We start from the raw sequence: 24,332 nt of genomic DNA on the forward strand, positions 1-24,332 counted from the left end.
GTTCCCCACCCTCGGGTGGGGAACGCCGCCGGCGCTTGCTGCTCTACACCGACGGCCTGGCCGAACGCTCTGGCGAAGACCTCGACCGCCGTCTCGCCCGGCCGCGTCAGCACGCCGCAGCCCTGACCCGCGAACCACTGGCGGTCTTCCGCGACGAGCTCCTCGCCGGCCTGGCCCATGGCGGTAACGACGACATCACCCTCCTGGCGGTCCGCCTCCCGCCCCACGGCCTGAAACCCCCGACTGAGGAACGGCCCTGACACCGTGCCCTCGGCGGGGCGTGTCGATTCGTCGGTGCGCGCTGACGAGCGGGCGACGGCAGTCACCTCGCGGACCCCAGGCGCGGGGCGGACACCGCTCGCGTCCGCCCCGCACGTCGCCAGCTATGCGGCGGGGGTGAGTTCGGCGCGGCCGAACAGCAGGGCGTAGCCGGTGGGGAGCTGGTGGAGGATGCGGGTGATGAGTTCGGGGCCGGCGTGGGCGGCGACGGCAGCGATAACGACTCCGGTGTCCCAGCGGGTGGTGGCCTGGGAGGCGCCGGTGCGGGCGGCGAGATCCTTGACGAAGGCCCAGCCGGTCAGCGGCTGAGGGTCGGGGATCTGTGCGGTCAGCGCACGTGCGGCCTCCAGGGGCAGACAGGCGGCCAGCTCGACGCGTTCGTCGCCGGTCAGCTGGCGTCCCAGCCCCGAAAGGACTAGGCGGACGGCTTCGGCGGCCTTCTCACGGGTGGGGTAGGCGCCTTCGTAGCGGACCTTCTCCAGCATCTGGTCATACGCCGTCGAGTACGGCTGCCGGTGCTCAAGCGGTACGCGCACGTCGGTGATCACTGCAATGCATGCCTTTCTTCAAGCAGGGTGGGATGGTGCCAGCGTCGGGCACCGGTAGTCAGGCGGGCTGGGGACGTCCGAAGAGCAGGTCGTAGCCGACGGGGAGCTGGAGCAGGATCTGTCCCAGCAGGTCCTCGCCGGCGGTGTCGGCGACGGTCGAAAGCACGGCGCTGACGTCCCAGGTGGCGGTCTGCTCGGTGGCGCCCTCGATCCAGGCCGCGGTCGCCCGCACGAACCGCTCCGTCGGCAGCGGTTCGGCGCTCTGGAGCGGGTTGAGGAGGATCAGGGCGAACTCGTCCGGCAGGCGGGCTGCGAGCTGGGCGCGGACCTCGCCGACCAGGTGCGCGCCGAGCAGGGCGAGCACCACGCGGGCCACGCGCTCGGCTTCCTCATCGGTGCCGTACTCTCCGCGCTCCTTCACACGAGCGAGGAACGCTTCGTGTCGCAGGGTCATCTCGACCGCCACCCCTTCTTCTCTTCTTCAAAACTTCCCGCAGGGGTGCGGAGGGCGAGGTGAGGGGGAGATCAGGCGTCCCGTCCTCCGCACCTTCTCCGGCCGGTGTCAGCCGGAGATCTCCTTGTGGCCGGATCCGACGCCGATGGAGATCTTGCGGGGCTTGGCGCGCTCGGCAATCGGGATGCGCAGGGTGAGCACGCCGGCGTCGTAGTCGGCCTGGATGTGCTCGGTGTCGAGGGTGTCGGCGAGCACGATCTGGCGGGAGAAGACGCCCAGCGGCCGCTCGGACAGCTCCATCTTCACGTCGTCGGCCTTCGTCACCGGCCGGCGCTCGGCCTTGACGGTGAGCATGTTCCGCTCGACGTCGATGTCGATCGCGTCCGCGGTGACACCGGGGAGGTCGAAGGCCACCACGTACTCGTCGCCCTCGCGGTAGGCGTCCATCGGCATCGCCGACGGCTTCGACCAGGTACCCGGGCCCATCAGCTGCTGCGTCAGCCGGTCCAGCTCACGGAAGGGGTCAGTGCGCATCAACATCGTGAAACACCTCCAGCAGGTTCAGGCAGTGGTTGCCAATGCGCTGCACTGACACCGTTGTAACATGTCATCCAATGGATGACAAACATGATGTCGTCTGCCTGATGACAACTCGAGGGAGGTGCCCGTGACCCCGACCGACCAGCCGTCCTCGCCCAGCACCGACGCCCACAGCCCGGCGTCGTTCCTCGCTGCCGCGGCGGCCCTTGATGCCATAGACGACGCCCTGCGCGCCGCCCAGCACAAGACCCCTCACGGCTCCGAGGCCGACCCGGGCCCGGAGCAGGCCCTGGCCTCCCTGCTGCTGCTGCGGCAGGTCCGCGAGCAACTGGCCGGATGGGAAACCGGCCTGATCGAGACCGCCCGCGACGCGGGCGCCAGCTGGGCAGACCTCGCCCAGCCTCTCGGCGTCACCAGCCGCCAGGCCGCCGAGCGCCGTTACCTGCGCGGCCGCCCCGGCCCGGCCGGGACCACTGGCGAGCAGCGCGTGACGGCCACCCGCCGGGCCCGGGCCGCCGACCGCACCGCCGCCGCCTGGGCCCGCCGCAACGCGGCCGACCTGCGCCGCCTCGCCGGCCAGATCACCTCCCTCACCGACCTGCCCGCCGCCGCCCGCCGCCCACTCGGCGAACTGCACGCGGCCCTCGCCCACGATGATCCCGCCGACCTCATCGGCCCCCTGGCCGCCACCCGCCCCCACCTGGCCGCCGCCCACCCCGATCTCGCCGCCCGGCTCGACACCCTCACAGCCCCGTAGCACGAGTCGACGATCCAGCCGCACCGTCGACAGCAAGTACCTGAACTTCAAGGTCGGCGGCGGCCGTGACCCGCACGTCCGGGGACCGTCATGAAGGCAACATCGCCTTCGACGTCTACGCCAAGGCCGCCGACCCCCGCGCCTACTGGATCTTCGAGGTGTACGCCACGCTCTGCCGCGATGCTCTTACCCGCGGCCAGGTCCCCTTCTTCCACACCTCGACCGCGCTGTCGTCGCGCTCGATCGCCCGGCGGGTCGGCTGCTGCCAGCTCCAGCCGTGCCGCTTCAGCAGCTGCCAGGCGCCCTCCACCGTGTAGGAGACGTGGAACAGCTGGCCGATCAGCGTCTTGATCCGTGCCAGTGTCCACCGCTGGTCCGCCCAACCGTGAGCCAGCGGCCCGCACTCCAACTCCCGCTCCAGCCTGACGATCTGGATTTCACTGAGCCGAGGTCTCCCCGGCGAGCCCTTCGACAGCACCCCCGCCTCGCCGCCCTCGCGCCAGGACCGGCGCCACCGCTCGACCGACCGCACGCTGATCCGCAGGACAACGGCAATCTCCGCGTTCTTCTGCCCGCACTCGAAGCACTCCACAGCCTGGAGCCGCAACCGCTCCCGCGCTGCTCTCTCCGCGTACGTCAGCCCGCCACCCTGCGCGTACCTCACACCCCCAGGGCTACCGGCACCGAACGCTCGCTGTCAGACGAACGCCACCGACATCACCCAATCAAGTTCAGTCGCTTCACACCTTTCGGCGCTCCAAGGAACTCATCGGGCATCGGTCGGCGGATCGCTCATGTGCGGCGGTACCGCGAGGTCAACGCTGGCGAAGAGGCGTGCGAGACCCGCAGGTTCGTCTTGGACGCACAGCGAGGCGACGACGTCGATCAGATCGAGATATGCGACTGATGTGACGCGTGGCCCGTCATGACGGGGCGTAGCGCGGGTCAGTAGTACTGGGCCAGGCAAAATTCGTGCTCTTCGGGATCGGCCATCACAACAACCACACCCTCCTCGTAGTCATGCCGTTCGCCGGTGAACCGGCCGCCTAGGGAGGTGACTTGGGCAATGCCCTTGTCGATGTCGTCGACGACGACGTCGAGGTGCAGGCGTACCTTGCCGTGCTTGGGCTCGGACACCGGCTGGAAGACGAGTCGGGGCAGCGGGTCGTCGCGGTCGCCGAGGTAGACCCAGCCAGGCCGGGACGGCCCCGGCCGACGGTCCAGCAGGGCGCTCCAAAAGGCCGCCACCTTTTCGACGTCGGCGCAGTCGATGGTCACTCCGGCCCAGCGGTTCGGCATGTTGTCGGCTCTCTGTTTCATGGCGTGGGTGGTTGACGGTCCCTGGCGGACCCGATCTCGGTCAATTGCGTGACCGCGGGTGTGGTGCGGTGGGTCCTGGCCAGGTGGAAGGCCTGGCGGAGCGTGACTGCTATGCCGTCGATCCGCGCGACCAGCCGCTCCTCGGGTTCCTGGCGCAGTTGGACCCCGGTGGTGTGGATAGCGCCTCCGGAACGAGGACATCGACCTCCGTGGTGAGCGCGTCGTCGGATCTGCCCAGGTCGCACCCAGCTCCTCGACCAGGTTGTGTGCGGCCGGGGCAATGTCTGTCACGACGAGCCGGGCGCCAGCCCGGTTCAGCAGCCGCGCCACATGGCCGCCGACCGCACCGAGACCGATCATCCCGAACGCGGGCGTCGGCATGCACGCCGTCATCCCGATCAGGACGCTCCTGAGCCCCTCTCGCCCTGCGCCAGCGCCCACGAGCACTTCGTCCGAGACGTGTTGCGGCACATATCCGGTTACCCAGGGACTCCGCTCCTACCGCTTCCGTGTCCCACCTGGCGCGTCGTGACCCGCCGGGCCAGGTCGGCCGCGTGAGGGGCAAGACGTGGACTCACCCGTCGCAGCATCGGGGTCACCTCACCCGCCCGGGACACCGGTCAGTAGGCGCCCTGCCGACGCAGCGAGCGCGGGCGGCCGTCGGGATCGGCGACGACCCGGTAGAGGGGGTCGGTCAAGGCCCGCGTGATGCGGGACAGATACGGCGGGTGATAGGTGCGCAGCCGTCCCGGCGGTCGCGGACCCTGACGGCCGGCGTCGTGCCAGGCGTCCAGAGCGGCAGCCGAGTCGGCGTAGGCCGCAAAGACGCGGTCCGGGTGGCAGAGTGCGACTGCTGCCTCGTCCCCGTCACGGTCAAGGTGTTCGAGATTCAACGACAACCGCAGTTCGCGGGCGAAGACGCGGGCGCCGTCCCCCAGGCCGCCGGGGTCCATCGGTTCACGGGGGTCGCGGGCCTCGTCGAGGACAGCGCAGCTGAGTTCCGAATCGTGCGTCCAGGAGCGCCGGTTGACGTTGTCGGAACCGACCGCGGCCCAGACATCGTCGATGACGCAGACTTTGGCGTGGACGTACACGGGCGTCCCGGCGTGATTCTCCAGGCTGTAGACGGCCACCCGGTCACCGCCGGCCCGTCGCAGGACTTCCAGGGCTCGGATCCGGCCCAGCAGGTTCATCGGCGTGCTGATCCGCCCTTCCTGGTCCGGCAGTGGCGGAAGGACGGCGATCATCCGCAGGCCCGGATGATCTGCGAGAGCCTGGGCGAACGGCTGGAGGGCACTCTGCGACCACAAGTACTGGTCCTCCAGGTAGACCAGTCGGCGTGCCCGCCGCAGGGACTTCATGTAGGCGCGGGCGATGCTGCGTTCACCGTCGGGAGCGAACGGATAGCCCCTGAGGCGGTTCGGGTAGGTGCGCAGGACCTGGACTGTGTGGGAACCGCGGGGGCCCGGGTCGGGTTGTTGTGCCGGGAGCGGATCCGCCCGTGTGTCCTCGCCCCGCAGTGCCGCCCGCAGCCGGTTGCGCGGGCTGCGACTGAGCGGAGCCGGGTCCGTCCACCGCTCACGGAACGTGGCCTCGACATCCCCGACGGCGGGCCCGCGCACCGCCAGCTGGACGTCGTGCCAGGGCGGGCGGGAACCGTAGTCATCAGCCATGCGCTGCGCCTGCGGGTCACCCTGATGAGCAGCGTCGTCCCGACGGCTGTGGCACAGATCGATCCCGCCGACGAAGGCGACATCACGCTCGGGTCGACCCGGGTGGCGCAGCACCACGAACTTTTGATGGTGCGAGCCACCCGGCCGCACCCGCATGTCGAGCAGGCACTCCCCTCCCGCCTCCTCGATCTCCTCCCCCAGGTGGTAGTTCTCCTGTTCGCTGAACTGGAACCGATCCAGGTGCGAGCGCCACACCAGCCCTTTGACGACGACACCGCGGCGTGCGGCGTCGCACAACACGTCGCCGATAGAACTCTTCGGGCCGTTCAACAGCTCGTCAGGGTCACCCCGCCAGTCCGTGAACATCAATATGTCGCCGGCCCGCTGCCTGCGCACGGCCGCAAGCAACTCGGTGAAGTACACCGCCCCATGTACCAGGGGGCGGACGTCGTTGCCCGTGGACCACGCCGCACCGTCGGCATGACGGCGGTCCACCCGCGACGTTGGATTGCCCCGCTGAGCGGGGGTGAGCAGCCAGTCGGCGCGTTCCACGTGGCAGTCCTTCCAGCCGACGGCCCTTCCAGGATCTTCTGGTAGATGCGGTACCCCCTGAGGCGCGACCCACGCGATTCCTACTCCGAACAGTGCTGCGGTTGCCTCCCTTGCCGGATCTGGGTACGGCATTTCCGCCCGCGCTGACTTGGGCGGCATCCGCACGTTGGTCCGATCTGTTGCGGGCCTGCGCGGGTGTTGGTCCGGTCGGCGAGGCCGGGCCGTCCGGCCCGCGCGGCATCATGGGGGCGGTAGGGCGTGCATGGGCCTTGTCGTCGCAGGGCGACAAGATCAGGTGCGTGGTGAACGGAACCGTGAGAGAGAAGTGCAAGGGTGACGGCAACAGCCACTGACATCGGCAGGGCAGCGGACGTGCTGCGCGCGGGGGGCCTGGTGGCCCTGCCGACCGAGACCGTCTACGGTCTGGGCGCGAACGCCGAGGACCCCGTCGCGGTTGCGCGGATCTTCCAGGTCAAGGGGCGGCCGCCCTCTCACCCGCTGATCGTCCACATCGCCGCCGCCGACCAGCTGGACGACTGGGTCGAGGAGGTACCCGCGACCGCGCGCCTGCTGGCCGAACACTTCTGGCCCGGGCCGCTGACCCTGGTCCTGCGACGCGGCCGTCGCGTGCCGCTCGAAGCCACGGGTGGTCTGGAGACGGTGGCCGTGCGGGTACCCGACCACCCTGTGGCTCTCGCGCTGCTGTCGGCCTTCGGCGGCGGGGTCACGGCTCCGTCCGCCAACCGCTTCGGCTCGGTCAGCCCCACGACCGCGGGCCACGTCCGGGCGGAACTCGGTGACGCCGTCGATGTCGTCCTGGACGGCGGCTCCTGCCAGGTCGGCGTCGAGTCGACCATCGTCGACGTCACGGGCGAGATGCCGAGCATCCTGCGACCGGGCGGGGTGACGCGTGAGGACCTCGAAGCGGCGCTGGGGCACCCGGTCGCTGTCCCGTCCACGAGCGGTGTCCGGGTGCCGGGCCAGCACCCGTCGCACTACGCGCCGCGTGCGCGGGTCGTCCTCGTCGAGCCGGAAAACGTCGTCGCCGAAGCCGAACTCGCCCAGGAGGCGGGGCACCAGGTGGGCGTCTTTCTTCCCCCGGGCCTCGCCGACGCCGCGGTGAAGGCACACGCCGTGGTCGCCCTGCCCGGTTCACTGGACGCCTACGCGCACGGGCTGTACGGGTTCCTGCGTGAGCTCGACCAGCAGGGGTGCGACCTCATCGTCGCGTCCCTGCCGGTGGAGGAGGGGCTCGGGCTGGCGGTCGCCAACCGGCTTCGCCGGGCCGCGGGGCCCCGGCCCTCCGCGTGAGTGGCCATGTCCGGGGCGGTCAGGACGCGGCGGGAACCGCCGCGTCGAGGCCGCGGGTGGCGACCAGCTGGGCGCTGCCGTCGGACAGCCGGTAGGACAGCCCCACCACGGCAAGGCGGCCGGCAGCCACCGCATCGGCCAGGACACGGGAGCGTTCCAGCAGCAGGTCCACGGTGTGCTCGATGTGCCCGGCCAGGATTTCTTCGGCCGTGTCGCGTCCGGCGGCGCGGGCTGCCAGCACGCTCGGGGTCACCCGTTCGACAACGTCCCGGACGAAGCCGCCCGGCGTCCGCCCGTTCTCCAGGGCGGAGCAGGCCGCGGCAACCGCGCCGCACGAGTCATGGCCGAGTACAACGACCAGCGGCGCATTGAGGACGCTCACGCCGAACTCTACGGACCCGAGGACTTCGGTACCGGCGACGTGCCCGGCGGTGCGGACCACGAACAGGTCGCCCAGGCCGCGGTCGAAGATGATCTCGGCTGCCAGTCGGGAGTCGGAGCATCCGAACAGGACGGCGAAGGGCTGCTGGGACGGTGCGATCTCGGTGCGGCGGGTGGCGTCCTGGTTCGGGTGCTCGGGGGTGCCTGAGACGAAGCGCTGGTTGCCGGCCATGAGCAGGTCGAAGGCGTCGCGGGGCGTGGGGGTCTGGGTCATGGCCGCAGCCTACGAGGCGGCACCCGCCGTCGCAGCCACTGGTCAGCCGGACGGCGCCGGGTCGCACGACACGACCGACCCCAGGCATCACCCAGGCGCCGGGCTAGGACGGACTCAATGCGGAGCCTTAGCGCAGAGCGCAGACGCCTGGCTCCGTAGGGGACTCCAGCTGTTCGTTCGTCCTGTACACCACAACGAGTGGGGCGCTGCATGCGCGGTTGGCCGAGATTCGCCTCCTTGAACGTCCGGTCTGCCAGGGAGGGCAGGGACCTCACGGTGAGCGGCCTGCGCCTCACAGCGTCATGTGGGACTTCGACAACCCGGGCAGAGTCCGTCTCCGGCGCCCGCAGCAACCGGCTGGACCTGGCACGTCCGGTCGTCACACAGGCGCGTCCTACGGGTTCCTCGGCACAACAACGTCTTCTCGCCGTCGTTCAACCGCCGGACGCGATCACCTTCGGTCCTCAAGCGGGAGGTACCCCGACATGGAGGAGGGCCGGGCCAGCCTCGGAGCGGTCAGCCGAAGGTGAGGACGTACGCCTGGATGCCGGGGTCGAGCCGGACCTCCAGGTGTGCCTGCCGGGCCGTCTTCTCGTCGACGAGTCGGTGCATGGTGGGCGTGCCCGTGATGTCGAGCCTCTTGGTGACCTTCCCGTCGAGCAGGACGGTGGCGTTCCCGTGTCCGGCGAGGACGAGGTTCACGTTCTTGGCCTTGTAGGTGAGGCCCAGGCGGGCGTCGCGTCCGGCGGTGAAGTACTCGTATCCGGCCGTCCAGGAGCCGTCGAGGGAGATCCCGTTGGCGGGGATGACCGACGGGAAGTGGTACGTCTTGGCCTTGTCGTCGAGGATCGGGTCCCCGACGTAGCCCGTGATGAGGTGGTTGTTCAGATACGTCTCCGGGGTACGGCCGGCGGTGAGCTGGGCGTCGGGCTGTCCGGTCTTCGGCGGCAGGACGACGGCGGGGTTCGCCTGGCGCAGGAGCGTACGGATCAGGTCCTCGGTCTGGGCGTACTGGCCCTCGCCGAACTTGAAGTAGCGCACGGTCCCGTGGGCGTCGATGAGGTACTTGGCGGGCCAGAAACGGTTGCGGTAGTTGTCCCAGGTGGTCAGCTTGTTGTCGAGGGCGACGGGGTAGGTCACGCCGAGCTTGCGGGCCTGGCTCTGGACGTTGCTCGCCTTCTTCTCGAACCCGAACTCCGGGGAGTGCACGCCGATGATCTCCAGTCCGGCGTTCTTGTAGGCGCGCTCCCACGCCTTGATGTGCGGCAGGCTGCGCTGGCAGTTGATGCAGGAGTAGGTCCAGAAGTCGATCAGGACGACCTTGCCGCGTTCCTGGCGGAGGTCGACCGGTCGGCCGACCGGGGTGTTCAGCCACTTCGAGATGCCCTGGATGGGCGGGGCCTGACCGCAGGAACGGAGTTCGTTCACTCCGTCCTCACAACGGGAGAGCTGCTTGTTGGAGTTGTCGTAGAGGCCCGAGAGCTGCTGGCGTGCCGCCTTGCTGTCCTCGATCTTCTTCTGGGCGGCGGAGGTGTAGTCGGGCAGGGCACGCTGGATGGCGTCGGTGACGTTCAGGGCCAGCCCGAGTGCCAGCGCGATCATGAGACATCCCGCCGCGATGCGCAGTTTCCTGGCCCGCTTCCGGAAGGCGCCGATGCGCTCGGAGACACGGCGGCCCGCCAGGGCGAAGACCAGCAGGGGCAGGGCGGTGCCGATGGCGAACGACACTGTCAGCCCGACGATGTCCAGGCTGATGTGCCCGCGCGCCCCGGCGACGGTGATCGCCGCGAGAACGGGGCCGGCACAGGGAACGTACAACAGGCCGAGACCGAGGCCGAGGACGAACGCCCCGCCCTCCTTGTTGACCTGCCGCTGCGGAATGCGGGCGAACGGCCGCTCCAGGAGCCGCTCGACGGGCGGGAAGATGAGCCCGAGGCCGATGAGGACGAGCAGGCCGAGACCGACGTAACGCAGGATGTCCTGGGGCAGTCCGAGTGCGGTGACGATGGTCACGCCCAGCAGGGTGAAGAAGCTGAAGCTGAGCACGAGGCCGGCGACGACCGCGTACGGACGCCGGTTGCGGGTCGTCCTGAGCGGGGCCGGATCGTCGACGAGGGTCGCGGTCGGCGCCGCCGCGGAGCAGTCCGACCGCTCCGGGCCCGGGCGGGCGCGGCGCTGCGGAGCCGGACCCGCCGGGGCGGCCGGAGCCGGGCCGCCGGCGAGGAACACGACCGGCAGGACGGGCAGGATGCACGGCGAGACCGCGGTGATCAGTCCTCCCAGCAGTCCGATGAGAACCAAGATGACCATGCGACGCCGCCTCCGTTGTGCGCGGCCGATGTGTCCGGCCGCTCGACACTGATCCGGAGCCGGAGTTCGGAAGGATTGGGGAAGCGGTCACCGGGCGTCCAGGTGTCGGTACCAGCCGGCCGTCTCGGCCTTCGTCAGGCCGCTGTCGCCCGTGGGGTCCGGCCGGACGGCGAGGAACTGGTCCACGCCCATGCGTCGTTGTTCGAAGGCCAGGGCCCCACCGATCAGATAGAGACGCCATACCCGGGCCGTCTCCTCGCCGACCAGTCGGACGAACTCGGCCCATCGCTCCTCAAGCGTGCGGTGCCAGGCGTTGATGGTGCGCGCGTAGTGCTCGCGCAGCGACTCCACCGACCGGACCTCCAGACCCGCGGCCTCCAGCAGGACGACGGTCTCCCCCATCGGCCGCATGTGCATGTCGGGGGCGATGTACGCCTCGATGAACGCGCCGCCGCCGGGTGCGACCGCACCGCGGGACATCTGCTGGACCAGCACCCGGCCCCGCGGACGGACCAGCCGGTGCAGGGCGGCGGCGAAGGCGGGGTACTCGACGTCGCCGACGTGCTCGCCCATCTCGATGGTCGCGACGGCGTCGTAGGCGGACCCAGTGACGTCCCGGTAGTCCTGGCACACCACCTCGACCCGGTGCTCAAGACCCCGCTCGCGCACCTGTTGCCGTACGTACGCGGCCTGCTCCCGGGCCAGGGTGACCGCGGTGACCTGAGCATGGTGCTCCTCGGCGGCGTACAGCGTGAGGGCGCCCCAGCCGCATCCGATGTCCAGCAGGCGGGCGCCCGGGACCAGGCCGAGCTTGCGGCAGATCAGTTCCAGCTTGGCCCGCTGCGCGTCGGCCGGGCCGACCTCCGGCTCCTCGCCCGTCCAGTAGCCGCAGGAGTAGGCCATGGTCTCGCCGAGAAGGAGGCGGTAGAAATCGTTGGACAGGTCGTAGTGGTGGCTGATCGCGGCGCGGTCGCGGGCCTTGCTGTGCAGGCCGCCCCGCAGCCGCGCTTCGGACACGGGCGCGGGCAGGCGGGGGCCGACGGCGCCGAGCCGCAGGACGTCGCCGAACGCCCGGGCCGCGCCCACGAACGCGGGCCGCCGGACGTACGGACCCCTGTCCCTGGCCGCGGCCCACACCGCACGCAGCCCCAGGGCCGGATCGCCCTCCATGTCGAGTTCACCGGTCACATAGGCCCGGGCGAGGCCGAGTTCACCGGGCTGCCACAGCAGGCGGCGCAGGGCGCGCGGGGAACGTACGACGACCACGGGAGCGTTCTCGGGGCCTGTCTCGCTGCTGTCCCAGGCGCGCAGTCGCACCGGGAGCGGCCCGCCGAGCGCATCCTCGGCGAGCGCGGCGAGCCGCTGCGCGGCACCAGGGCGGACGGTGGGACGGACGATGGTCATCGGGCGGACATCTCCTTGGTGAGCGGGCGCTGGATGCGCATCGAGGCCGCCGGATCCGCAGCGGACGGCGGCGGGGTGTATCGGGCGCGGGCCGGGCGGGGTGCGGATGGCCTCCCCGGGGACGAGGGACGCACGGTGCCCGGACCGCTCCCGTCGGGGGCGGACCGGGCAGGCGTGGACCCTCGGTCCGGGCAGGTGTCAGCTCTTGGGCATCAGGACGGTGTCGATGATGTAGACGTTGGCGTTGGCGGTCTTCACGTTGCCGCAGACCACCTTGGCGGAGTCGTTGACCGTGTACGACTGGCCCGAACCGGAGGTCGTGAGCTTCGACTTCTCCAGCGTGGTGAACGAGCCGTTCTCCAGGTCCTTCGGCGTCAGCTTCTGGCCCACCACGTGATAGGTGAGGATCTTCGTCAGCTGCGCCTTGTCGTTGAGGACCTTGTCCAGCGTCGCCTTCGGGATCTTGGCGAACGCGTCGTTCGTCGGCGCGAACACCGTGATGTTCTGGGCGTTGTTGAGCGTGTCGACCAGACCCGCCTTCTTCACCGCCGTCACCAGCGTGGACAGCGCCGGGTTGTTGGAGGCCGCGGTCGCGACCGGGTCCTTGGCCATGCCGTCGAACGAACCGGCACCGTCCTTGGGAACCGACGAACAGCCCGGACCGAACGGCTGGTCCATGCTGCTCGCACTCGCGCTCGCACTCGAACCACCCATGTCACCACCGCTCTTGGCCGCCGAACCGGCCGTCGTCGAAGCCGAGTCGGCCTTGCCCGAATCACTGCTCCCACTGGAGCAGGCGGTCATCACCAGGGGCAGCACTGCGGCAGCGGCGAGAAGACCGGTGGTACGACGGATACGCGTGTTCATCTTGTTCTCCTGTTGAACGGTGCAGCGCGGTGCGCCTGCGTCCAGGGCTGTCCCTGAAGGTGTGCGTAAAACTGTGCGGAAAGGGGTTTCGCGCGGGAGCGCGCCCGACGTGCCAGGCCCGGACGTGCTCGGCCCGGACGTGGCCGTCCCCGGCCTCGCTCGCGCATCCTTTGTTTCGTCCCTCACGTGGGGAATCCGGTTCTGCCCCCCACGTCGGATTGGCCCGGTCACCGGATCGGGTGAAAAAAGATCTCCCACCCATCCGGCGGGCGTTCCACGACGGATCACCCGGTTGCGCCGCGCCGGCTCCGTGCCTGGTGGCAGTGGCTGGACACGGGCCGTTCAGAGCATCCGATCGGGCGAATCGGAGCTCCGGGGCCAAGCCGTCCCGGCCCCGGCGCCGGAGTCAAGAGTGAGGGGTGCCGCCCGGCGCGAGCCATGCGCCGGGCGGGGCTGTCTCCCTTCGAGGCAGGCACTCTGTTCTCCTGTTCACGCCGCTGACGGGGCGGCGCGGGCAGGACGGTCCCCTCGCCAGGCCGATCCGTGGTGTCGCCTCGGACCGGCCAGGAGCGGTTCCAGCGAGGGGATCCGGTGCGGGTGGCGGTTTCGGCACCGCCACCCGCACCGTGCGACAGAGGAGCGACTCCTCATTCGGAGTACCCGACTCCCCCGTGTCGCGGGGAGCGTACCGGCGCGGCGAAGGCGGCTCTGACCTGCTGTTTCAGCATCCCCAACGGCCGGCTGGCCCACTGTTCCCCGGCAGGACCGCGCGGCGATCCCCGGACGTCGTGCTTCCATTCCGACTTGCGCAGCGATGCGCGGTGGTGTGTCCGGAGACCGGCGGGGCCCCGTTGCCTTTCCCGCCGCTCCGGACGGTGCGAGTTGTTCGCCGCGGTGCCGACCGTCAATGCCACCCGACTCCCCATTCCTCCAGCCCGGTGCCCGCAGGCGCCGGGTGGAGCGTGCCCGTCCGAAAGGAACCCTGTGAAGGCAACGACCGCCAGGCCGCACTCGCGACGTGTCCTGGATCAGTCCCTGCTCGTCCTCGGCACCGGCGCCCTGGCCACCGCGGTGAGCATCCTGAGTCTGGCGCCGGGCGTCAGCGAGGCGTCCAGTCACCGTGAGGCACCGCTGATCGCCGGTGACCCGCGGGCGGACAACACCGACGTCTACGCGTTCACCAGCAACGACAAGCCCGACAGCGTCACCTTCGTCGCGAACTGGATCCCGTTCGAGGAGCCCAACGGCGGTCCGAACTTCTACGCCTTCGCGGACGACGCCCGCTACAACATCAAGATCGACAACGACGGTAACGGAAAGGCGGACCTCACCTACACCTGGCACTTCCGCAACAAGGTCCGAGACGCGGCCAACCAGTTCCTGTACAACACCGGACAGGTCACCTCGCTGACCGACCCCGACCTGAACTTCCGCCAGGTCTACGACCTGATCCTCACCAGGAACGGACACAGCAGAGTCATCAAGTCCGATGTGCCGGTGGCGCCGTCACGGGTGGGCCCCGCCTCGATGCCCGACTACGGCTCGCTGCGGAACCAGGCCGTCAGACCGCTCGCAGGCGGGGGCAGGACGTTCGCCGGCCAGGCGGACGACCCGTTCTTCGCCGACCTGCGGGTCTTCGACCTCCTCTACGGAGCCAACCTGTCCGAGCGCGGACAGGACACCCTGGCCGGGTACAACGTGAACTCCGTCGCCCTCCAGATCCCGAAGAGGGATCTCGCGCTCCGGGGCAGCAGCTCCCGCAACCCGGTGATCGGCGTGTGGTCCACGACCGACCGCAAGGGGGTGCAGATCTCCGACTCCCGCAGCCGGCACGACAAGTGGCGCCAGGTCTCGCGCCTCGGCAACCCGCTGGTCAACGAGGTCGTCGTCCCGCTGAAGTACAAGGACGCCTTCAACACCCTCAACCCCGACCAGGACCACACCGTCCAGCCGGTCGTGGACAAGGTGTACGACCCGATCCTGCCCAAGCTGATCCAGAAGGTCTACGGGATCCCTGCGCCGGCCACCCCCCGCAACGACCTCGCCGAGATCTACCTGACCGGCATCTGCAAGGCCTGCGGCCCCATCAAGGCCGACCTCAACGCCCACCGTCTGAACAAGGACGCGAACCTGCGGCGGATCGTGCCCGCCGAGGAACTGCGCCTCAACATGGCCGTGCCTCCCACCGCCAGCCCCAAGCGGTACGGCGTGCTCGCCGGTGACCTCGCCGGATTCCCCAACGGCCGTCGACTCACCGACGACGTCATCGACATCTCCTTGCAAGCCGTCGAGGGCGCCGCCCAGACCGGGCAGCTCGTCCCCGCGCTGGCCGACGGCGACAGGGTCGACACCAACGACAAGCCCTTCGGTTCGTCGTTCCCGTACCTGGCCCTGCCGCACACCAAGTCCGTGAACAGCGGCCCCGGCGGCAGCCCGGTCCGTCAGTCCTCCCTGAAGACGTCCAGCGCGGCCGGTGTCGGTGCCCTGGGCTCCCTGATGCTGGGACTGGGTGGCTGGCGCCTGCGCCGCCGCAACAAGACCAGCTGACGCCTGAGTTCACAGGCCTGTGCCGGTGTCCGGCCCGCCACCGCGGGCCGCACACCGGCCCCATCAGGGAGCGACCATGCACGCCCGAGCCACCGCACCAGCCCCTCCCGCCGCCCGCAGGCGTGTCCGCAACGCCCTCGTCACGACGGCACTGGGCGCGGCCCTCTTCACCACCGGCGCCATCGGCCTGGCCCCGAACGGGAACACCACACCGTCCCCCTCCCCACACGCGCCGGGACCGGCCAGAGGATCACTCGACGCCCTGCGGAGCCGCGTCCGCCACGTGCCCCAGGACGCCGGCGCCTGGGCCGCCCTGGGCATGGCCTACGTCCAGCAGGCCCGCACCACCGCCGACCCGGCCACCTACGACCACGCCGAGAAGGCCCTGAAGCGCTCACTCGCCGCCCAGCCCGGCGACAACACCAACGCCGAGATCGGCATGGGCGCTCTCGCCGCGGCCCGCCACGACTTTCCCACCGCGCTCACCTGGGCCCGGCGAGCGACCACGAGTGCCCCCTACAACCCGGTGGCCTACGGTGTTCTCGCCGACGCCTTCACCCAACTCGGCCAGTACAGCGCCTCCTACGAGGCCGTCCAGCGCATGAACGACCTGCGCCCCGACGCTCCGGCCCTGGCCCGTGCCTCGTACACCTTCGAACTGCGGGGCAGGACCGACCAGGCGGTCGCACTCATGAAGCGTTCGCTGGACGCCGCCTCCACGACCGGTGAACGCTCCTTCGCCCACACCGTCCTGTCCACGCTCGCCCTCCAGACGGGCGACCCGCACCTGGCACTCCGGGAGGCGGAAGCGGGACTGCGCGGCGCCGCCGACGACTCCGCCCTCCTTGAAGCCCGCGCGCGGGCCAGGGAAGCGCTGGGGGAAACACCGAAGGCCATCGCCGACTACGAGGCCGCGATCGCCGTGGCCCCGCTGCCCCACTACCTCCTCGGCCTGGGCGAACTCCAGCAGTCGCTGGGCCACATGGAGCAGGCAAGGGCCCAGTACGCCGTACTGCGCGGGCAGGACGCCGTCCGCCGGGCCGGCCGCACCCCCGCGGACACGGACGCGATCCTCTTCGAGGCCGACCACGGAAGCCCGGCACGCGCGGTCGGCATGGCGCGGGACGCTCTGCGGACACGGCGGTTCATCGCCGTACACGACGCGTACGCCTGGGCATTGCACCGGGCGGGCCGCGACGGAGAGGCCCTCGCCCAGGCCGACGTGGCGCTCCGACTCGGCACGCGCAGCGCCCTGTTCCTCTATCACCGCGGGGTCATCCACCATGCCCTGGGTGACGACGCCTCGGCCCGCACCGACCTCCAAGCGGCGCTGCGCACCGAGCCGCACTTCCATCCCCTGCACGCGGCCATCGCGCGTGCCCTGCTCCATCGGATCGACACCACCTCATGAACCACGCCCTGCGGCGCACCACCCTCGCGCTGGCCTCGACCGCCCTCGCCGTCGCCGGCGGTCTCACTCCGGCCGAAGCGGCCCCGGCCCACCCGCTCGGGAACTTCACCGTCAACTACCACACGGGGCTAAGCCTTCGCCCCGACCGCGTCGACGCCACGGTGATCGTCGACCGGGCCGAGATCTCGACCCTCCAGGAGCGAGAGGTGGTGGACGCCGATCACGACGGGGCCGTGTCCGCCGCCGAGTCACGCGCCTACTCCCACGACAGTTGCCCGGCCCTCGGGCGCCGACTCCGTACGACCGCCGGGGGCAAGGCCCTCGTCTGGGAAGCGGTGTCCGCCGGACTGACGTACGAACCGGGGCAGGCGGGTCTCAAAACCAGCCGTCTCACCTGTACCTTCACCGCCCCGACGGATCTGTCCCGGCCCGCCGACGTCGACATCCACACCAGTTACGACAGCCGCCGGATCGGCTGGCGGGAGATGACCGTGACAGGCCACGGTCTCCGCATCGGCGGCACCGACCTGCCCAGCGTCTCCCCCACTGACGAACTGCGTCACTATCCGCGTGACCCGGCGGCAAGTCCCCTGAACCAACGAGCGGCCCACCTGCGCACCACACCGGGCGGGAACGACACCGCAAGCGTCGGAACGACCGTGACGACCGGGGCCGGATGGTTCGACCGAATCCTGGCGAAGACCTCATCCGTCTTCGACTCGCTCGTCGGCTCCCGGCAACTGACCGTCCCCATCGGGCTCCTGGCCCTGCTGCTCGCCCTGATCCTCGGAGCGTCCCACGCGGTGCTGCCCGGCCACGGCAAGACCATCATGGCGTCCTACCTGGCCGGACGGCGTGGAACCCGACGCGACGCGGTCACCGTCGGCGCCACCGTCACCCTGACCCACACCGCGGGCGTACTGGTCCTCGGCCTCGCCCTCCCCGCCGCCACCGATCTGGCCGGCGAGGCCGTCCTGACGTGGCTGGGCGCGGCCAGCGGGCTGATCGTGACCTCCATCGGGCTCTGGCTCCTCGCCTCCGCCCTGCGGAACAGGCCGCGGAACCATCACCACCATCACGGCCCCGACCACAGCCACCATCACGGTCACGGGCACGACGGTCATCCGCGTCACGAGCACGGCCTCGGGGAACCGCTTCCGCGGACCCCGACCCCGCAGCAGGACGTCGGCGTCGGCGTGGCCACGCTGGTCAGGGCGACGGAGACGCCATCGGCCACACCGTCTCACCACCCGCACGAGCACGGCCATCACCATGGCCACGACCATGGCCATCACCACCACGCCCTCGATCATCACGCGGCCGGGCGGACGGGACGGTCGGGACTCATCGGCATGGGGATCGCCGGAGGGCTCGTTCCCAGCCCTTCCGCCCTCGTCGTCCTCCTCGGCGCCGTCGCCCTGGGCCGGACCGCGTTCGGTGTGCTCCTGGTCATCGCCTACGGCCTCGGCATGGCTGGGACGCTCACCGCCGTCGGACTCCTACTCGTCCGGCTTCAGGAACACCTCGAAACACGCATGAGGGCCGTGTCCGAAAGCCGTCGCCGCGCGCTGCGGAGGCTGAGCCGTCTCGCGCCGGTGGCGACCGCGCTCCTCGTCGTGCTCGTCGGTGCCGGACTCACCGTCCGCGCACTGGCCATGACCACCTGAGCCAGCCGGAGGGGCCCGGCGTCAGGCCAGGGCGAAGTAGCGCAACCACACATAGCCGACGGAGATCGCCACGTCACGGCGGTGACGATCAGTCCGTACTTGGTGAACTGCCAGAAGGTGATGGTCTGGCGGTTGCGTTCCGCGATGCCGAGGACGACGACGTTCGCCGACGCGCCGATGGCCGTGGCGTTGCCGCCCAGGTCGGCGCCCAGGGCGAGCGCCCACCACATGACGTGGTCGGCGCCGCCACCCATGGAGTGGACCAGGTCGCTGGTGATGGGGGCCATGGTGGCCACGTAGGGGATGTTGTCGACGACCCCGGAGAGCACCGCGGAGGCGCCCAGCAGGGTCAGCGAGCCGCCGAGTTCACTCGTTCCGACGGCAAGGGCCAGGACCTTGGAGACCTCGTCGATGACGCCCGTGTCGATGAGCCCTCCTGGTTCCACAGCTCGGACGGCCGGCTGCACACGCTGGCCTGCTGCCTCGACATCATCGGCAACGGCACCGCCAACGGCACCAAGGTCCAGCTGTGGGACTTACGGCACGGCAGGCAGCCAGGTCAGGCGGTGGGGCTGGCTGTCGGCGACCGCTGTCCCCCACGCCCGCGACGTGAAGGACCCAGCGGTTCCGGTCCACCGAAACCGCTGGGCCAGCACGTTCACCGCGGGTGCCCAGCCGGCCGGAGGCCGCGGATGCCGGGCCGCGGCAGCTTGTCGCCGACGCTGCAGATGGCCGGTCACTGCCTGCTTGCCGAAAGCGGGCGTCGCATCGGTGGAGGCGTCCGTACTTCGATGGCCGGGCCAAACTGCCGACGCACCAGTGCGGCGACCGTTCGGCAGACCACCAACGCGGCCAGGCCGGCCACCCACCGCTCAGCGCACCGGACGGATTGGCCTTCTCACCTGATCAGGTGAGAAAAGACCTCTCGGCAATCCGCCCGTGGTCGGTCACGGACTGGATGGTTGTACCGCCGGAGGTCATTGCCGTCTTTGCCGCCTCCGTGCAGAGTCTCGGCCCATCAATGCAGCGTGCCCGTCGGCTCGAGTCCGAAGCCCCAGGCACCGGCAGCTCTTCGCCCACCGTCACTGATGTCCGGCAGGCGAAAAGCGCGTCATTGGGGGGCGGTCAGTCCCAGTAGCCGTTGGTCCAATACCAGTCCCAGTGGCCGGGAACGTAGATCCACTTGTAGCCGTGGTCCCAGTAGCTGTGGTGCCAGTGACCGTCGTGGTCGCGGTAGCCGCTGTGCCACGACATGTGATCGGTCCACTTCATCTCCCAGTGGCCCTTGACCCACCTCTTCTCCCAGTGCCCCTGGTTCCAGTGGTGCCCGCCGTGGTCCCCGTGCTGGCTGGCAACGACTGCCGGCGCAGAGGCCGGCGCCGCTGACGCGGTACCCGCCATGCCCAGTGCCGCACCGCCCGCCAGCAGACCGGTTGCCGCAGCACCAACCATCAGTCGCTGAACGTAAGTGAGTGCTCTCATAGAGAATCCTCCTCCGTGGGAAAGGCGACTGCCCGTCGCCTCGTGACTGTCATCGGGAATCCGAAGCTGCGCGCTCACTCGATGGGTCAATCCGCGAAGAATATTAGTTAAATGAGCAATAGCCCCTTTGGTACGTTCGTCGCACCATCCGTGAGAGCTGCAGTTCCGGATCACCAACAGAGCAACCACACACCCTCTCGAGGAGGTACCGGCCATGACCGTCGCCACACCACCGTCCTCGCCCGCGACAGCGACGACCGCCAGTCCTGCCGCCGGCCGCCGACTGGCCCTCCAACTGCCCCACGGACTGCACGCCCCACGGATCGCACGGCGCCTCACGGCTGATTGGCTGGCCGACCAGGGCACACTCGCGTCCTGCACAAGTGATGTGGCGCTCATCGTGTCCGAACTGGTCACCAACGCCGTACGACACACTCACCAGCCCTGCACTCTCACACTCACCCGGCGAGGGAGCCGACTGGACATCGCCGTCGCCGACCACAGCAGAACACCGCCGCACGCACCCAACACACCTGGCGAGCACGGCGGCTTCGGGCTCCGCCTCATCAAGGGCCTGGGAGGAAGGATCACGACGGCGCCCACACTTGACGGCAAGACTGTGCACGCGTCGGTGTATGTCAGCCCGCCAATCGCCGCACAGCATGCGTGCCGCCCGCCCCAGTTCGCCGACCTGGCTGATGCGATGATTCGACAAGTCGAGCCGGGCTGACTTCTTGAGAAAAAGCGGTCCGTGCCTTGACGCCCGCCGGAGGAATCCCGGCACACTGGCAGCCGCCAGGAATGTCCGCGGTGAGCCGTCGGGTACATTCCGGCCAGGGCGTGTTCAGGCTGAGCGCGACGAGGTGCGGACACATGGCCGCTGCGGCGGAGACAACAGGCCCGGTGCAGCCTCCCCACCCCGCCTAGGCCGTGTCCGATGGGTCGTGTGACCTGCTCAGGGTGTGGCCTAGTGGTTCGCTGGACGAAGGGGGCCACATGTCTCGTGACATAGCCGCAGTAGAGGCGAGAATGAAGGGGATCAGGTTTCGTGCATGGCACGGAGAGCGTTACGTCACCCTGGCTGAGCTACTGGTTCGCCTTGGCAGCTTCGGCCTGGACCTGACCTGGCGCGTCGAATTCGACGAGATCGTCGACCCTCGCTGTGCCGAGATGGAGAGAAGGTCCGCTGACGCGGGGATGGACACGTTGACGCTGTTGTCATTGACGACCCCCTACCTACAGCTGATCGACGCCGAAGCACGTGGGTTCGCAGGGGACGAACTCAATGTGGTCCTGACCGAGTTCGACAGCTCCTCGTGGGATATCAGGACTGTCGACGAGCGCGTACTCAGCGATCTGCGCCACCACTACCCGGAAGCCGAGGCGCTCTGAACGGACGTCTCACTGCGGACGGAGCCATAGCCGAATAGCAGCCACGGTGACCGTTCCGTGAAAGACATACGCCCGCTTGTCGAAGCGAGTCGCGACAGCTCGGAAGTTCTTGAGCCGGTTGATCGTCCGCTCGACTTCGTTGCGGCGACAATAGATCGTCTTGTCGAAGCCTGAGGGCCGGCCGCCTTGGCTGCCGCGGCGCCGACGATTGGCCCGCTGGTCCCTCGGTTGAGGGATGGTGTGCTTGATCTGTCTGCGACGCTCGGCGACCGGCCAGCGGTGCTCGTCGAGCCGGCAGGCACTCCGAGGGCCGGGACAATCCTTTACTTCCACGGCGGCTCCTACGTGGTCGGTTCACCGGAGACGGCGATGTCGCTGACGGGGAACCTGGTGACCAGAACAGGATTCAGGGCGTTCTCGTTGGATTACCGGCTTGCCCCTGAGCACCCGTTCCCGGCCGCGATCGAGGACGGGCTGAGCGCCTACCGCGCACTTCTCGACAGTGGCGAAGACCCTTCGGCGATCGCGTTCGCCGGGGACTCCGCGGGTGGCGGCCTCACTGTCGCCACCTGCCTCGCCGCTCGCGGCGCGGGCCTGCCCATGCCCGCCGCGATCGTGGCATTCTCCCCCGGACTCGACATGACCCGGACAGGCGGGAGCATGGACAGCAAGGCGGGCATCGATCCGTTCGTCACGCGTGAGGGCATGGAACACACCGGGGCCATGTACCTAGCGGGACAGGATCCGCACCAGCCCATGCTCAGCCCCGCCATCTACGCCGACCTGACCGGCTTGCCCCCGGTACTTCTGCAGGCGGGCACCAATGAAATGCTCCTGGACGACTCCACACGCATGGCCACGCGCGCGAGGGAAGCCGGAGTCGACGTCATCCTGGACGTCACCGCTGACGTTCCCCATGTCTTCCAGGCGTTCGCCGGCGTCCTGGACGAAGCCGACGAGGCGCTGGAGCGAGCCGCTCTCTTTCTCAGTCAGCACGTCCGCACCAACGGCACGGCACACACGTCACCAAGCTGAGGGCGGCAGACGCCTCACACGGACGACGGCTCACACCCCGGGCTCTGGCTCGCCGTTCCCTTCCCTGGCAGCCGCGGCCCCGCCGCTCCGCTCTGAGGCCATTCAAGACCTCCGCGTACGGCCCGGGCCTGGGAATTACGTGAACTTACCCCTGAGGATATCGCGAACGTCCACAACGTGGTCTGACCCGCGCCCCGTCCACGAGGCGGATCTCGCCGCGTGGAACGGACGCAGCCACCGCCGTACAGGGCCTCGATCGAGCATCACGTCTCGTACCGCCCTCGCGCGGCGGGTGGTTCGGCGGTGCTGACATCCAGAACCGTCACGCCCAGCACGAGCATCGGCTCGACGCTGACCTCCAGCAGCACCCGCGTCATGATGAACGAGGAGCCGGAACACGTGTGTTCCTCCCCGTGGGCCCTCCAGCGAATTCGGCCGGGCACCCATAGCCTGTCGCCGACCTGATAGGCCAGAGTTCTGCCGAGCCAGCCGTCAAAAGCCAGGAGGCCCGTGCCGGCCACCGGGAAGTCCGGGGCAGAAGGCCGCCCAGGCCCCGCGATCGCGGCCCGCACCTGCTGCGCAACCGACTCCGATCGCACCAGAAAGTCCAAGTCCTGCGCACCTACCGACGTTTTGGTACCCCATCGCTTCAACAGCGCGGGAATGCCGTCCTTGATCAGACCCAGGAAAAGTGATCTGTCCGTGCCCAGACGCTGTTCTGCTTCGGCACGCAGATCGGGGTGAAACGCGGAGCGCGCGGCGAAGTCCTGGTCATCAGAGAGAAACCAGAGCATCTGGTTCCGGTCTTCGAAAGCGGCCAGCAGGGTCAGCCAGACCACGGTGTCCCGGATGCCGTGGGCCACGGCCTTGTCGACGTCTCCGTCGACCGATGCGGCTCGGGCGGGGAGACGGCGTTGGGCCACTCGGTCCAAGGCCTCCTCCTCAGCGCCTTCGGGCGTCGGCAGGATCGTGAAGAACGCGTGGAGAGCCTCACGTCGGCGGCGGGCAGCGTCTTCCGACGAACGCCCTGTCAGCTGCTGGGACTCGAAGTGCGCGAGGTGCTCGATCGCCACCGTCTGGGGCACCGCGAGGGTGTGCCCGTGCAGGTTGGCCGCGGTGTGCAGCATCTTGAACACGCCCCCGTCGGGGAAGCCGACCAGTTCAAGCTGGTCGGTGTCGAGGACGATCAGTGCTCCTCGGTCCGTGTCGGGCAGATATGAGTTGGTCATGCGTCCCATCGATCAGATCCCCTTCTCTGCCGCAGTCGCGGCCCATTCTCCGCTCGGCCCCACCGTACGAGGACGAAGCCGGTGTCATCCGCAGCGTGCACAGCAGGGCCTATGCTGCGGAAATGATCAAGCCGATTGAACTTGTCATATTCGACTGCGACGGCGTGCTGGTCGACAGCGAGCGCATCGCCGCTCGCGTCCAGGTCGCCCTTGGAGCCGAGCTGGGTTGGCCGCTGACCGAGGACGAGGTCGTGGACCGGTTCATCGGGCGCTCACACGCCGCCATCCACGAGCAGGTCACTGTTCAGCTCGGCCCGGACACGGCCGCGGTCTGGTCGGCAAGGTTCGAGCAGCTCCACCGGGAGGCCGTGGACGCCGAGCTTGCCCCGGTCAACGGTTTGCCGGAAGCACTCGACGCGCTCACTCTGCCCACATGCGTCGCCTCCAGCGGCTCTCACGACAAGATGCGGCACACCCTGGGCCGCACCGGGCTTTACGAACGCTTCGCAGGCCGTATCTACAGTTCCACCGAAGTCTCCCGCGGCAAGCCCGCCCCTGACCTGTTCCTGCATGCCGCCCGGCAGATGGGCGTCGATCCTGAAGCCTGCGTGGTCGTCGAGGACAGCCAACCCGGCGTCCACGCTGCCCGCGCCGCCGGCATGCGAGCCTTCGGCTATGCCGGCGGACTCACCCCGGCCGAACGCCTCGAAGGCCCCGACACCGTCGTCTTCCACGACATGCGCCGGCTGCCGAACCTCATCGCCGAACGGCAGTCGGCTCTTCGGCGGGCACTGCCCACCCATAGGCTTTGACAATTGATCCACGTGGCGTATCACCATGTGCTCGCCGGGAGCATCAGTTTTCGGCGGATATCAACAGTGGCAACCACTCTCGGTAGG

The 24,332-nt window shown here is 69.5% G+C and carries 22 protein-coding genes and 2 pseudogenes; 10 read left to right on the forward strand and 14 right to left on the reverse strand.

The features are described from left to right. Positions 1-35: 35 nt before the first annotated feature. The gene (locus ACFWI4_RS07325) at positions 36-260 is read left to right on the forward strand and encodes a SpoIIE family protein phosphatase (protein WP_387192245.1); all 225 of its coding nucleotides are present in this window, start codon (positions 36-38) and stop codon (positions 258-260) included. A 123-nt stretch (positions 261-383) separates the two neighbouring features. Here the strand turns inward: ACFWI4_RS07325 and ACFWI4_RS07330 are convergent, their stop codons facing one another. The 3 genes from ACFWI4_RS07330 to ACFWI4_RS07340 all read right to left on the reverse strand — a co-directional run bounded on the left by ACFWI4_RS07330 (position 384) and on the right by ACFWI4_RS07340 (position 1,821). Continuing rightward, positions 384-827 carry a DUF2267 domain-containing protein gene (locus tag ACFWI4_RS07330; protein WP_387191914.1) on the reverse strand — a complete coding sequence of 148 codons (444 nt, stop codon included), beginning with the start codon at positions 825-827 and terminating at the stop codon, positions 384-386. A 58-nt stretch (positions 828-885) separates the two neighbouring features. Beyond that, complete coding sequence (locus ACFWI4_RS07335; RefSeq protein WP_387191916.1) at positions 886-1,281, reverse strand: DUF2267 domain-containing protein; 396 nt, start codon at positions 1,279-1,281, stop codon at positions 886-888. A 108-nt stretch (positions 1,282-1,389) separates the two neighbouring features. Next, positions 1,390-1,821, reverse strand: a complete 432-nt coding sequence (locus tag ACFWI4_RS07340) for an Hsp20/alpha crystallin family protein (protein WP_365736670.1) — start codon at positions 1,819-1,821, stop codon at positions 1,390-1,392. 127 nt (positions 1,822-1,948) lie between these two features. Between ACFWI4_RS07340 and ACFWI4_RS07345 the strand changes: the two genes are divergently transcribed. After that, positions 1,949-2,578, forward strand: coding sequence for a type III effector protein (locus ACFWI4_RS07345; protein WP_385408832.1), 630 nt, complete (start codon positions 1,949-1,951; stop codon positions 2,576-2,578). Positions 2,579-2,720: 142 nt separating this feature from the next. On the opposite strand, the gene ACFWI4_RS07350 is transcribed toward ACFWI4_RS07345, so the two are convergent. The 3 genes from ACFWI4_RS07350 to ACFWI4_RS07360 all read right to left on the reverse strand — a co-directional run bounded on the left by ACFWI4_RS07350 (position 2,721) and on the right by ACFWI4_RS07360 (position 6,123). Further along, positions 2,721-3,242: a winged helix-turn-helix domain-containing protein gene (locus tag ACFWI4_RS07350; RefSeq protein ID WP_387191919.1), complete on the reverse strand. Its 522-nt coding sequence runs from the start codon at positions 3,240-3,242 to the stop codon at positions 2,721-2,723. Between the two features lie 281 nt (positions 3,243-3,523). Then, positions 3,524-3,877, reverse strand: coding sequence for a VOC family protein (locus ACFWI4_RS07355; protein ID WP_387192247.1), 354 nt, complete (start codon positions 3,875-3,877; stop codon positions 3,524-3,526). A gap of 641 nt (positions 3,878-4,518) precedes the next feature. Further along, positions 4,519-6,123: a phospholipase D family protein gene (locus tag ACFWI4_RS07360; protein WP_387191921.1), complete on the reverse strand. Its 1,605-nt coding sequence runs from the start codon at positions 6,121-6,123 to the stop codon at positions 4,519-4,521. A 333-nt stretch (positions 6,124-6,456) separates the two neighbouring features. Here ACFWI4_RS07360 and ACFWI4_RS07365 point away from each other — a divergent pair, with 333 nt between their 5' ends. Further along, positions 6,457-7,434, forward strand: coding sequence for an L-threonylcarbamoyladenylate synthase (locus ACFWI4_RS07365; protein WP_387191923.1), 978 nt, complete (start codon positions 6,457-6,459; stop codon positions 7,432-7,434). A 19-nt stretch (positions 7,435-7,453) separates the two neighbouring features. Here ACFWI4_RS07365 and ACFWI4_RS07370 read toward each other — a convergent pair whose 3' ends face one another. The 4 genes from ACFWI4_RS07370 to ACFWI4_RS07385 all read right to left on the reverse strand — a co-directional run bounded on the left by ACFWI4_RS07370 (position 7,454) and on the right by ACFWI4_RS07385 (position 12,670). After that, positions 7,454-8,089 (reverse strand): carbonic anhydrase, encoded by a 636-nt coding sequence (locus tag ACFWI4_RS07370; protein ID WP_387191924.1) that lies wholly within the window; start codon positions 8,087-8,089, stop codon positions 7,454-7,456. 516 nt (positions 8,090-8,605) lie between these two features. Further along, the gene (locus ACFWI4_RS07375; RefSeq protein WP_387191926.1) at positions 8,606-10,399 is read right to left on the reverse strand and encodes a cytochrome c biogenesis protein CcdA; all 1,794 of its coding nucleotides are present in this window, start codon (positions 10,397-10,399) and stop codon (positions 8,606-8,608) included. 87 nt (positions 10,400-10,486) lie between these two features. Continuing rightward, positions 10,487-11,803 (reverse strand): class I SAM-dependent methyltransferase, encoded by a 1,317-nt coding sequence (locus ACFWI4_RS07380; RefSeq protein ID WP_387191928.1) that lies wholly within the window; start codon positions 11,801-11,803, stop codon positions 10,487-10,489. A gap of 198 nt (positions 11,804-12,001) precedes the next feature. Continuing rightward, the gene (locus ACFWI4_RS07385) at positions 12,002-12,670 is read right to left on the reverse strand and encodes a fasciclin domain-containing protein (RefSeq protein WP_387191930.1); all 669 of its coding nucleotides are present in this window, start codon (positions 12,668-12,670) and stop codon (positions 12,002-12,004) included. Between the two features lie 984 nt (positions 12,671-13,654). On the opposite strand from ACFWI4_RS07385, the gene ACFWI4_RS07390 reads away from it, so the two are divergent. From ACFWI4_RS07390 to ACFWI4_RS07400, 3 genes are all read left to right on the forward strand, one after another. Then, complete coding sequence (locus ACFWI4_RS07390; protein ID WP_387191932.1) at positions 13,655-15,217, forward strand: DUF4331 domain-containing protein; 1,563 nt, start codon at positions 13,655-13,657, stop codon at positions 15,215-15,217. Positions 15,218-15,293: 76 nt separating this feature from the next. Continuing rightward, positions 15,294-16,628, forward strand: a complete 1,335-nt coding sequence (locus tag ACFWI4_RS07395) for a hypothetical protein (RefSeq protein ID WP_387191934.1) — start codon at positions 15,294-15,296, stop codon at positions 16,626-16,628. Further along, positions 16,625-18,295 carry a nickel/cobalt transporter gene (locus ACFWI4_RS07400; protein ID WP_387191936.1) on the forward strand — a complete coding sequence of 557 codons (1,671 nt, stop codon included), beginning with the start codon at positions 16,625-16,627 and terminating at the stop codon, positions 18,293-18,295. Before ACFWI4_RS07395 ends, ACFWI4_RS07400 begins: the two co-directional genes overlap by 4 nt. A gap of 128 nt (positions 18,296-18,423) precedes the next feature. Here ACFWI4_RS07400 and ACFWI4_RS07405 read toward each other — a convergent pair. Together ACFWI4_RS07405 and ACFWI4_RS07410 are read right to left on the reverse strand one after the other, a co-directional pair. Next, positions 18,424-18,762 (reverse strand): annotated as a pseudogene (locus ACFWI4_RS07405) (SLC13 family permease); the annotation flags it as partial. Between the two features lie 658 nt (positions 18,763-19,420). After that, positions 19,421-19,777: a hypothetical protein gene (locus ACFWI4_RS07410; protein WP_387191938.1), complete on the reverse strand. Its 357-nt coding sequence runs from the start codon at positions 19,775-19,777 to the stop codon at positions 19,421-19,423. A gap of 214 nt (positions 19,778-19,991) precedes the next feature. On the opposite strand from ACFWI4_RS07410, the gene ACFWI4_RS07415 reads away from it, so the two are divergent. Both ACFWI4_RS07415 and ACFWI4_RS07420 read left to right on the forward strand, forming a co-directional pair. Beyond that, positions 19,992-20,507, forward strand: coding sequence for an ATP-binding protein (locus tag ACFWI4_RS07415; protein WP_387191940.1), 516 nt, complete (start codon positions 19,992-19,994; stop codon positions 20,505-20,507). Between the two features lie 266 nt (positions 20,508-20,773). After that, positions 20,774-21,169 (forward strand): hypothetical protein, encoded by a 396-nt coding sequence (locus ACFWI4_RS07420; RefSeq protein ID WP_387191942.1) that lies wholly within the window; start codon positions 20,774-20,776, stop codon positions 21,167-21,169. Between the two features lie 9 nt (positions 21,170-21,178). Here the strand turns inward: ACFWI4_RS07420 and ACFWI4_RS07425 are convergent. Next, positions 21,179-21,430 (reverse strand): annotated as a pseudogene (locus ACFWI4_RS07425) (IS5/IS1182 family transposase); the annotation flags it as partial. On the opposite strand from ACFWI4_RS07425, the gene ACFWI4_RS07430 reads away from it, so the two are divergent. After that, positions 21,410-22,204 (forward strand): alpha/beta hydrolase, encoded by a 795-nt coding sequence (locus ACFWI4_RS07430; RefSeq protein ID WP_387191944.1) that lies wholly within the window; start codon positions 21,410-21,412, stop codon positions 22,202-22,204. The pseudogene ACFWI4_RS07425 and the gene ACFWI4_RS07430 sit on opposite strands and share 21 nt — an antisense overlap. A 263-nt stretch (positions 22,205-22,467) precedes the next feature. Here the strand turns inward: ACFWI4_RS07430 and ACFWI4_RS07435 are convergent, their stop codons facing one another. After that, positions 22,468-23,433, reverse strand: a complete 966-nt coding sequence (locus ACFWI4_RS07435; RefSeq protein ID WP_387191946.1) for a hypothetical protein — start codon at positions 23,431-23,433, stop codon at positions 22,468-22,470. Positions 23,434-23,555: 122 nt separating this feature from the next. Between ACFWI4_RS07435 and ACFWI4_RS07440 the strand changes: the two genes are divergently transcribed. Next, positions 23,556-24,245 (forward strand): HAD family hydrolase, encoded by a 690-nt coding sequence (locus ACFWI4_RS07440; RefSeq protein WP_387191948.1) that lies wholly within the window; start codon positions 23,556-23,558, stop codon positions 24,243-24,245. The last annotated feature ends 87 nt before the right edge of the window (positions 24,246-24,332 follow it).

This window comes from Streptomyces sp. NPDC127038 (assembly GCF_042725875.1).
Lineage (GTDB): Bacteria > Actinomycetota > Actinomycetes > Streptomycetales > Streptomycetaceae > Streptomyces.